This window comes from Streptomyces sp. NPDC093801 (assembly GCF_040701585.1).
Classification (GTDB): Bacteria; Actinomycetota; Actinomycetes; order Streptomycetales; family Streptomycetaceae; genus Streptomyces.
The window spans coordinates 179,885-188,950 of record NZ_JBFBDP010000021.1 but is presented as its reverse complement, the minus strand read 5'-3'; the positions used below and the strand labels follow the sequence as shown (position 1 = coordinate 188,950).

7 protein-coding genes are annotated in these 9,066 nt (G+C 72.9%); 2 read left to right on the top strand and 5 right to left on the bottom strand.

Going from position 1 to position 9,066, the window contains the following annotated elements:
• Positions 1 to 238: 238 nt before the first annotated feature.
• Positions 239 to 907, bottom strand: a complete 669-nt coding sequence (locus AB0469_RS24880; protein ID WP_366453647.1) for a hypothetical protein — start codon at positions 905 to 907, stop codon at positions 239 to 241.
• 133 nt (positions 908 to 1,040) lie between these two features.
• Positions 1,041 to 1,529: a GNAT family N-acetyltransferase gene (locus AB0469_RS24875; RefSeq protein ID WP_366453646.1), complete on the bottom strand. Its 489-nt coding sequence runs from the start codon at positions 1,527 to 1,529 to the stop codon at positions 1,041 to 1,043.
• Positions 1,530 to 1,769: 240 nt separating this feature from the next.
• On the opposite strand from AB0469_RS24875, the gene thrS reads away from it, so the two are divergent.
• A complete protein-coding gene (thrS, locus tag AB0469_RS24870) occupies positions 1,770 to 3,746 on the top strand; it encodes a threonine--tRNA ligase (protein WP_366453645.1) in 1,977 nt (658 codons plus the stop codon).
• Positions 3,747 to 3,816: 70 nt separating this feature from the next.
• Positions 3,817 to 4,377 (top strand): HIT domain-containing protein, encoded by a 561-nt coding sequence (locus tag AB0469_RS24865; protein WP_366453644.1) that lies wholly within the window; start codon positions 3,817 to 3,819, stop codon positions 4,375 to 4,377.
• On the opposite strand, the gene AB0469_RS24860 is transcribed toward AB0469_RS24865, so the two are convergent.
• The 3 genes from AB0469_RS24860 to AB0469_RS24850 form a co-directional block, all read right to left on the bottom strand.
• On the bottom strand, positions 4,374 to 4,778 hold the full coding sequence (locus AB0469_RS24860; RefSeq protein ID WP_366453643.1) for a DUF1992 domain-containing protein: 405 nt from the start codon (positions 4,776 to 4,778) through the stop codon (positions 4,374 to 4,376). The two genes, AB0469_RS24865 and AB0469_RS24860, sit on opposite strands and share 4 nt — an antisense overlap.
• A gap of 53 nt (positions 4,779 to 4,831) precedes the next feature.
• Positions 4,832 to 6,514, bottom strand: a complete 1,683-nt coding sequence (locus AB0469_RS24855; protein WP_366453642.1) for a hypothetical protein — start codon at positions 6,512 to 6,514, stop codon at positions 4,832 to 4,834.
• A 214-nt stretch (positions 6,515 to 6,728) separates the two neighbouring features.
• On the bottom strand, positions 6,729 to 8,942 hold the full coding sequence (locus tag AB0469_RS24850; RefSeq protein WP_366453641.1) for an elongation factor G-like protein EF-G2: 2,214 nt from the start codon (positions 8,940 to 8,942) through the stop codon (positions 6,729 to 6,731).
• Between the last annotated feature and the right edge of the window lie 124 nt (positions 8,943 to 9,066).

The window sequence follows — 9,066 nt, the reverse complement described above, 5'->3', positions numbered from 1 at the left end:
CCCGGAAGCCGCCGGCTACGCCCCCGGGTCGATCCTCTGACCCCCGAAGAGCTCGAAGCCGCCCGCGACCGCCCGGCCGCGGTTACTCCGCGCCGCGGCCGTGCCGCGCCCCCGCGCCGGGCGCTGCGGCCCGTGCCGTGCCGCACGGCGCCGTGGTTGCCTACGGGGCCGCCCCGCGCCCCGCGCCGCGGTCGCCCCCCCCGTGCCCGTGCCGCAGGGCGCCGCCCGTCGTCGTGGACTACGGGGCCGGGTCGCCGGCGTCCGCGGCCGGGCCCCCGACCGCGGCCGTGACGGGGTCGCCCCGCTCGACGGTGACGGGGATGCCGCCGGTGAGCTGTTCCAGCCGGGCCTTGAGGTCCTTGGAGGCGGCGCCCTCGGCGGTGCTCGTCACCCGGATCCCGGAGGCGTCCTGCGCCGGGGAGAAGCTGTAGAGCGGGAACACCGGGCGGCCCCGGTCGGCGGTGAGCCGGGCCACGCCCTCGGTCAGCGCACGCCGGGTGTAACGGCTCAGGTAGAGGTCCGCGCGGCCCGGATCGACCGAGGGATCGGCCTTCCGGGCGGCCTCCAGGAGCTGCCGGCCCCGGCCGAGGTCGGTGACGCACAGCGCGACCCGGCCGGCCGGGTGGTCCGTGATCTGGGTCCCGTAGACGTCGGTGAAGGCGCCCCGGCCCTGTTCCCCGACGGCCTGCGACAGGCGCGCCGCCTCCGGGGTGTTCGCGGGCGTGCCGTCGACCGTGGCGGGCGGGGCGGCGGACGCCGTGCGGTCGAGGACCGGACAGGCGGCTGCCGCCGTCGCGGACGGCGGCAGCGGCGCGGGGGCCGCCGGGCCGGTGGCGGAGGTTCCGCAGCCGGCGAGCAGTGCGGTGGCGGCGGTCAGACCGGCGAGCGTGACGGCGGTACGGCGCATGATCCCTCGATCCCCCTGGGACGGTCCTGCTTCGGGCGCCCCTGGGACGCACCCGCCCCCCGACCGGTTCCACGCGCCCGCCGACGGGACCTGCCGGCCCCGGGACCGGATCCGGGTGGGCGCTGGAGGGGGGTCAGTGAGCGGTGGGCCGGGCGTCGCGCGCGAACGAGGCCATCCGCAGGCCGGGGACCGGGAAGAAGTCGGCGCCCCGGACGAAGCCCAGGCGCTCGTACAGGGCCACCGCCGGGGCGTTGTCCGCGCCCGTGGCCACCTCCACCGCCCGCCCCGGGAACAGCTCCTCCAGCGCGTGCCGCAGCAGCAGCGAGGCCACGCCCCGGCGGAACCGGGCGGGGTCCACGCAGAGCCGGTCGATGCCCACCGGGCCGCCCGCTGCCGTCTCCTCCCAGGCCAGGAAGCCTTCGATGGCCCCGTCCGGCCCCACCGCCCCCAGCCAGCCCAGCGCCCGCCCCCGCATCTCCTCCAGGCCCTCGCCCAGCGCGGGGATCCCGTCGAAGCCGATCAGCTCCGCCTCCACGGCGTACGCGGCCAGCCCGATCCGGTGCACGGCGACGGCGGTCGCCGCATCGGTCAGGTCCAGCGGACGGACACGGGGGCTCGGCATGCGGAGGGTCCCTTCGGGGCGCGGGGGCACGGCCCGGCCACGCTACCCGCGCCCCCGGCGGTCCGCGCCGGCATTTCGGCACCTTCCGGCCGCCCCGGCGGGGAACGCCGCGGGGCGGCCGGGAACAACCGTTTAGCGGCGCGGCCACTCGGCTCGGTACGATTCACACGCGCCGGAACCACCGGCGCCCTCCCCGCCCGGCTGCCGCCGGGAAGGGCCCCCAGAGTTCAGGAGAAACCGGTGTCAGAGGTCCGTGTGATCATCCAACGCGATTCCGAGCGGGACGAGCGCGTGGTGGCCACGGGCACTACGGCGGCCGAGCTGTTCGCCGCCGAGCGCACCGTCATCGCCGCGCGCGTCGCGGGCGAGCTGAAGGACCTCTCCTACGAGGTCCGCGACGGCGAGACCGTCGAGCCGGTGGAGATCTCCTCCGAGGACGGCCTGAACATCCTGCGCCACTCGACCGCGCACGTCATGGCGCAGGCCGTGCAGGAGCTCTTCCCCGAGGCCAAGCTGGGCATCGGCCCGCCGGTCCGCGACGGCTTCTACTACGACTTCGACGTGGCCAAGCCCTTCACCCCCGATGATCTGAAGACCATCGAGAAGAAGATGCAGGAGATCCAGAAGCGGGGCCAGAAGTTCGCCCGCCGCGTGGTCTCCGACGAGGCGGCCCGCGAGGAGCTCGCGGACGAGCCCTACAAGCTGGAGCTCATCGGCATCAAGGGCTCCGCGTCCTCCGACGACGGCGCGGACGTCGAGGTGGGCGGCGGCGAGCTGACCATCTACGACAACCTGGACGCCAAGACCGGAGAGCTGTGCTGGAAGGACCTCTGCCGCGGTCCCCACCTGCCCACCACCCGCAACATCCCGGCGTTCAAGCTGATGCGCAACGCGGCCGCCTACTGGCGCGGCAGCGAGAAGAACCCGATGCTCCAGCGCATCTACGGCACCGCCTGGCCGTCGAAGGACGAGCTGAAGGCCCACCTCGACTTCCTCGCCGAGGCCGAGAAGCGCGACCACCGCAAGCTCGGCAACGAGCTCGACCTCTTCTCCGTCCCGGACGAGATCGGCTCCGGCCTCGCCGTCTTCCACCCGCGCGGCGGCATCATCCGCCGGACCATGGAGGACTACTCGCGCCGCCGGCACGAGGAGGAGGGCTACGAGTTCGTCTACTCCCCGCACGCCACCAAGGGCGCCCTCTTCGAGAAGAGCGGCCACCTGGACTGGTACGCGGAGGGCATGTACCCCCCCATGCAGCTCGACGGTGGTACCGACTACTACCTCAAGCCCATGAACTGCCCGATGCACAACCTGATCTTCGACGCGCGCGGGCGCTCCTACCGTGAGCTGCCGCTGCGCCTGTTCGAGTTCGGCACCGTGTACCGGTACGAGAAGTCCGGCGTGGTCCACGGCCTGACCCGGGCCCGCGGCTTCACCCAGGACGACGCGCACATCTACTGCACCCGTGAGCAGATGGCCGAGGAGCTCGACCGCACCCTCACCTTCGTGCTGAACCTGCTGCGCGACTACGGTCTGACCGACTTCTACCTGGAGCTGTCCACCAAGGACCCGGAGAAGTTCGTCGGCTCGGACGAGGTCTGGGAGGAGGCCACCGCGGTCCTCCAGCAGGTCGCCGAGAAGCAGGGCCTCCCCCTGACCCCCGACCCGGGCGGCGCGGCCTTCTACGGCCCGAAGATCTCCGTGCAGGCGCGCGACGCCATCGGCCGCACCTGGCAGATGTCGACCGTGCAGCTCGACTTCAACCTGCCGGAGCGCTTCGACCTGGAGTACACCGCGGCCGACGGCTCCCGCCAGCGCCCGGTCATGATCCACCGCGCGCTGTTCGGCTCGATCGAGCGGTTCTTCGCGGTGCTGCTGGAGCACTACGCGGGCGCCATGCCGCCGTGGCTGGCCCCGGTCCAGGCGGTCGGCATCCCGATCGGCGACGGTCACGTCGAGTACCTGCAGGAGTTCGCCGCCGCGGCGAAGAAGCAGGGCCTGCGGGTCGAGGTGGACGCCTCCTCCGACCGGATGCAGAAGAAGATCCGCAACCACCAGAAGCTCAAGGTCCCGTTCATGATCATCGTCGGTGACGAGGACATGGCCGCGGGCACCGTCTCCTTCCGCTACCGCGACGGTTCGCAGGAGAACGGCATCCCCAAGGACGAGGCGCTGGCGAAGCTGGCCAAGGTCGTCGCCGACCGCGTCCAGGTCTGACGCACGGCAGGAGGCCCCCGGAAAGCGATCACTTTCCGGGGGCCTTCCTCGTCGGTCCGGGCAAGGTCATATGCTGCGTCCTATGACGATTGAGCCGGAGCAGCAGATCGGTGTGGGTACGCAGGACGCGTTCCAGCGTCTGTGGACGCCCCACCGGATGGCCTACATCCAGGGCGAGAACAAGCCGACCGGCCCGGAGGCCGGGGACGGCTGTCCCTTCTGCGGGATTCCGGAGATGTCCGACCAGGACGGCCTGGTCGTGGCGCGGGGCAAGCACGTCTACGCCGTGCTCAACCTCTACCCGTACAACGGCGGCCACCTGATGGTCGTCCCGTACCGCCACGTCGCCGACTACACCGAGCTCGACGGCCCCGAGACGGCGGAGCTGGCCGACCTGACCAAGCGGGCCATGGTCGCGCTGCGCAAGGCGTCCGGGGCGCACGGCTTCAACATCGGCATGAACCAGGGCGGCGCCGCCGGCGCCGGCATCGCCGCGCACCTGCACCAGCACATCGTGCCCCGCTGGGGCGGGGACACGAACTTCATGCCGGTCGTCGGGCACACCAAGGTGCTGCCGCAACTCCTCGCGGACACCCGCCAGATGCTCGCCGACGCCTGGCCGAACGACTAGCCGGCGGCCCGCCGGGCCCGCCGCTCCGCCAGGACCGCCTCCACGTCGAACTCGGCGAGGCCCAGCGGCGGCCCCGGAGGAGGGCGGCGCAGGGCCGTGCGGATCTTCTCGTTGACCTCCGCCAGGACCGCCCGGGCCCGCTGCTCGGTCGGGGCCGCGAGGGCGGCACCGTAGGCGTCCTCGGCCTCCTTGCGCAGCGCCAGCGCCGGGGGCAGCGGGGAGAAGCCCTCGCGGTGCAGCTTCCCCTTGACCCACCACAGCTCGTCGTACGGGGCGTCCAGGGAGGCCAGCGGCTTGCCGAGGCCCGGCAGCCGGGCGAAGTCGCCCCGGTCGGCGGCCTCCCTGATCTGCCGGTCCACGAAGGACTCGAAGCTGACGCCGGGCGGCTTGCGCTCGGTCACGGCTGCACCTCCCCGGGGCGGCTGGGACCCCTCCAGCCTACCCAGGCCGCCCCCTACGCGTCGTAGACGTCCGCCTTGCGCGGGGCCGGCTCCTGGATCAGGCCGTTCATGATCGAGGAGCGGTTGGTGAAGGCCGAGGTGTCCACGCCGTTCTCGTCCAGCACCTTGAAGGCCGCCGCGTGCACCGCGCGCAGCACGGGGGCCACCGTGCGCAGGGCGTCGTCCGCCATGAAGCGGTGGCGCCACATGGAGCCCGCCCAGACGTGCCGCAGGCCGAAGGGCTCGGGCAGGACCAGCTTGCCGCCGAGGTACTCCAGCAGCGGCGGGTACCAGGTGAGGGGGGCCCGCACGGCCAGCCGGACCACCTCGCTCGCGTCCACCAGCGGCAGCGGGCGCTCCACCGTCTCCCAGAACCTGATGGACTTGGGGACCTCGACCACCGGCGGCTTGGACTTGGTGGTGAACAGGCCGTGCACGGGGCCGAGGGCGTGCGCGGTGACGTCCACGCGCAGGGTCTTGTAGAGCACGGTGACGGTGACCAGCATCGTGATGACGAGCTGGCCGTCCCACAGGGGCCACTGGACGCCCAGGTAGTGCCGGTTGCCGGCGCTGAACTGCTGTTCGTTGCAGATCCGGGTGATCTCGTGCGGCTTGACCAGGAAGGTGTCCACGTCCTCGCCGCCGGGCCGCGCCACCTCGGCGGCGCCCTCGCCGACGGGGGTGACGATCCAGTGCTGGACCGACGCGGGCGGGAATCCGCCGGTGTGCAGGGGGCCGCGCTCCAGCTTGCGCAGTTGGGTGTCGATCGCGCGTATGACGTCCCAGCTGCGGAACGGGTGGATCTCGTGGCCCTCGGTCTTCGGGGTCAGTTCCTCGGCCATCTGCCAGCTGCCCCAGCGGGTGCCCATGCCGAGGATGCCCTTGGGGCCGGCGTAGAAGACGGAGTTGCTGCGGTCCTCGGCGGTGAGCTTGGCCAGCTGGTGGCGCAGGTCCTCGCGGGCCTTCTCGTCGGGGTTGCCGGGGACCGCCTCCGGGATCTTGGCGGTGACCACGCCCCCGCCGCCGAGCAGGCCGTCCCAGCGGGAGCGCAGGTCGGCGGCGGTCCTCTCGCAGATCCGGCGGGCCGCGTACCAGCCGAGGACGGGGGCGACGATGGCGCCGAGCAGGTACAGCTCCAGCAGGCCGCCGCCCGGCTGGCGGTAGGCCACGCGGTAGAGCAGGACGGCGGCCACGAGGGCGACGCCGACCAGCAGGGCGGTGCCGATCCAGCTGTTCTTCTTGCCCTCGCCCTTGGCCAGGGTCTTGCGCAGCTGGAAGAGGCCCAGCCACATCAGCAGGCCGGGCAGGAAGACCACCCCGCAGACCAGCATGATCAGGCGCAGCCGGCGGTCGCGCTCCTTGCGGATGCGGGAGGCCGCCAGGCAGTGCTCGACGACGGTCTGCGGGTCGGCGCCGAAGGACTGGATGAGGGGCTTGCGGCCGGCGCCGAGGGTGCGGGCCTCGACGGCGCGGCAGAAGGCCTCGCCGAGGTTGGGTTCGAAGAGGGAGATCTTCGGGGCCTTGACCGAGGCGGGGTGGTTCTCGCTGTTGGCCCCGAGTATGTCCTTCAGCTTGGTGTCCCCGCCGCCGTCGCGGTACGCGGCGGACGCGAGCGCGTTGGTCGCCGCGGTCTGGCCGCCGCCCCCCTGCAGAGGAATCTGTGCCCCGGGCCTGAAGTCGAAACCGTCGTCCGCCACCGCTGCCCCCATCGCCGTGCCACTGTGCTCTTTGCCGGTCGTGCTCGTCGTGCCGTCGTGCCCGTCGTGCCCGTTGCGCTCCGTCGTGGTCCGTTGTGCTCTGCGTCGCGCCCGAAGAGCCTAACGGGGTGTTCCGCCCCATGGTCATGGGACAGGGAAATACCGCCCACCGCAAGCGGGTTGGGTGGGCGGTGGCCGGAGCGCCGGGTGAGCGCTATGTCAACGGGCTTCCCTTTTCAGCTTGTTCGCGAACCTTGTCCGCCAGATGCGGGGGCATCGGCTCGTGGCGGGCGTAGGCGCGGGCGAACCGGCCCGTGCCGTGGGACACGGAGCGCAGGTCCACGGCGTAGCGGCCGATCTCGATCTCGGGGACCTCGGCGCGCACCCGGGTCCGGCCCGGCTCGGCCTGCTCGCTGCCGACGACGCGGCCGCGGCGGCCGGCCAGGTCGCTCATGACCGGGCCGACGTACTCGTCGGGGACGACGACGTCGAGTTCGGCGACGGGCTCCAGCAGGTGGATCGGGCTCTCCGCGGCGGCCTCGCGCAGGGCGAGGGCGCCCGCCGTCTGGAAGGCGGCGTCGGAGGAGTCCACCGAGTGGGCCTTGCCGTCGCGCAGGGTGATCCGTACGTCGACCAGCGGGTAGCCGGCCGCGACGCCGCGGGCGGCCTGGGCCCGTACGCCCTTCTCCACCGACGGGATGAACTGGCGCGGCACGGCGCCGCCGACCACCTTGTCGACGAACTCGATGCCGCTGCCGGGCGGGAGCGGCTCCACCTCGATCTCGCAGATGGCGTACTGGCCGTGCCCGCCGGACTGCTTGACGTGCCGGCCGCGCCCGGAGGCCCTGGCGCCGAAGGTCTCGCGCAGGCTGACCTTGTGGGGGACCGGGTCGACCTGGACCCCGAAGCGGGTGCGCAGCCGTTCCAGGGCGAGGTCCTGGTGGGCCTCGCCGAGGCACCACAGGACGAGCTGGTGGGTGTGCGGGTTCTGCTCCAGGCGCATGGTGGGGTCCTCGGCGACGAGCCGGGCCAGGCCCTGGGAGAGCTTGTCCTCGTCGGCCTTGCTGTGGGCCTCGATGGCGAGGGGGAGCAGCGGTTCGGGCATCGCCCAGGGCTCCATCAGCAGGGGCGCGTCCTTGGCGGAGAGGGTGTCGCCGGTCTCGGCGCGGGTGAGCTTGGCCACGCAGGCCAGGTCGCCGGCGATGCAGGTGCCGAGGGTGCGCTGCTGTTTGCCGAAGGGGGAGGTGAGGGTGCCGATGCGCTCGTCCGCTTCGTGGAGGCACCGGTCCTCGTGGCCGCGGTCCTCCTGGCCGTGCCCGGAGACGTGGACGGTCTCCTCGGGGCGCAGGGTGCCGGAGAAGACCCGGACGAGGGAGACGCGGCCGACGTAGGGGTCGGAGGAGGTCTTGACGACCTCGGCGAGGAGCGGGCCGGAGGGGTCGCAGGTGACGTCCGGGCGCGGGCTGCCGTCGGGGGCGGTGACCGCGAGGGGCGCCCGTTCGGCCGGGGTGGGGAAGCCGCCGGTGATCAGTTCGAGGAGTTCCACCGTGCCCAGGCCCTGGCGGGCGCCGTCGGCGGCGGGGGCGGCCATCAGGACGGGATGGAAGGTGCCGCGCGCGACGGCCCGCTCCAGGTCCTCGACGAGGGTCTTCACGTCGATGTCCTCACCGCCGAGGTAGCGGTCCATGAGGGTCTCGTCCTCGCTCTCGGCGATGATCCCCTCGATGAGGCGGGAGCGGGCGCCGTCGATGAGGGCGAGCTCCTCGGGGTCCGGGTCGCGTTCGGCGCGTTCGCCGGAGGTGTAGTCGGCGACGCGCCGGGAGAGCAGGCCGAGCAGGCCGGTGACGGGGGAGTGGCCGTCGGGTCCGGGGGCGCCGAGCAGCGGGAGGTAGAGGGGGATGACGGCGTCGGGGTCGTCGGCGCCGAAGATCTCGCCGCACACGGAGGCCGTCTGCGAGTAATCGGAGCGGGCTGCCTCCAAATGGGTGACGACGATGGCCCGCGGCATGCCGACGGCCTCGCATTCGTCCCAGACCATCCGCGTCGCCCCGTCGATCCCGTCGGCGGCGGAGACGACGAAGAGGGCGGCGTCCGCGGCGCGCAGGCCGGCCCGCAGTTCCCCGACGAAGTCGGCGTACCCGGGGGTGTCCAGGATGTTGATCTTGATTCCGGCCCATTCGACGGGGACCAGGGAGAGCTGGACGGAGCGCTGGCGGCGCTGCTCGATCTCGTCGTAGTCCGAGACCGTGCCCCCGTCCTCGACCCGTCCGGCGCGGTTCACGGCCCCCGCGGTCAGGGCCAGGGCCTCGACCAGGGTGGTCTTGCCGGCGCCGCTGTGGCCGACCAGCACGACGTTGCGCAGGGCGTCGGGGCGGTCGGCCGTCAGTGCCCTGCCGGCGGCCCCGGCTTGGTGTGATGTGGGTCCCATGATGCTCGTGCCTCCCGGTGTCGCGGTGAAGGAGGGTGATCGGGGTTCTTCGAGCTTTGCACCGGCGTCACACTGCGTCCATACGTCGTACCGGTCACCGACGGCGGTGTGAAGGGCGCCCGGG

Bases quoted from the DNA above. Each gene is read 5' to 3' on its own strand.
- AB0469_RS24880 (WP_366453647.1), bottom strand. From the start codon at position 907: ATGCGCCGTACCGCCGTCACGCTCGCCGGTCTGACCGCCGCCACCGCA.
- AB0469_RS24875 (WP_366453646.1), bottom strand. From the start codon at position 1,529: ATGCCGAGCCCCCGTGTCCGTCCGCTGGACCTGACCGATGCGGCGACC.
- AB0469_RS24865 (WP_366453644.1), top strand. From the start codon at position 3,817: ATGCTGCGTCCTATGACGATTGAGCCGGAGCAGCAGATCGGTGTGGGT.
- AB0469_RS24850 (WP_366453641.1), bottom strand. From the start codon at position 8,942: ATGGGACCCACATCACACCAAGCCGGGGCCGCCGGCAGGGCACTGACG.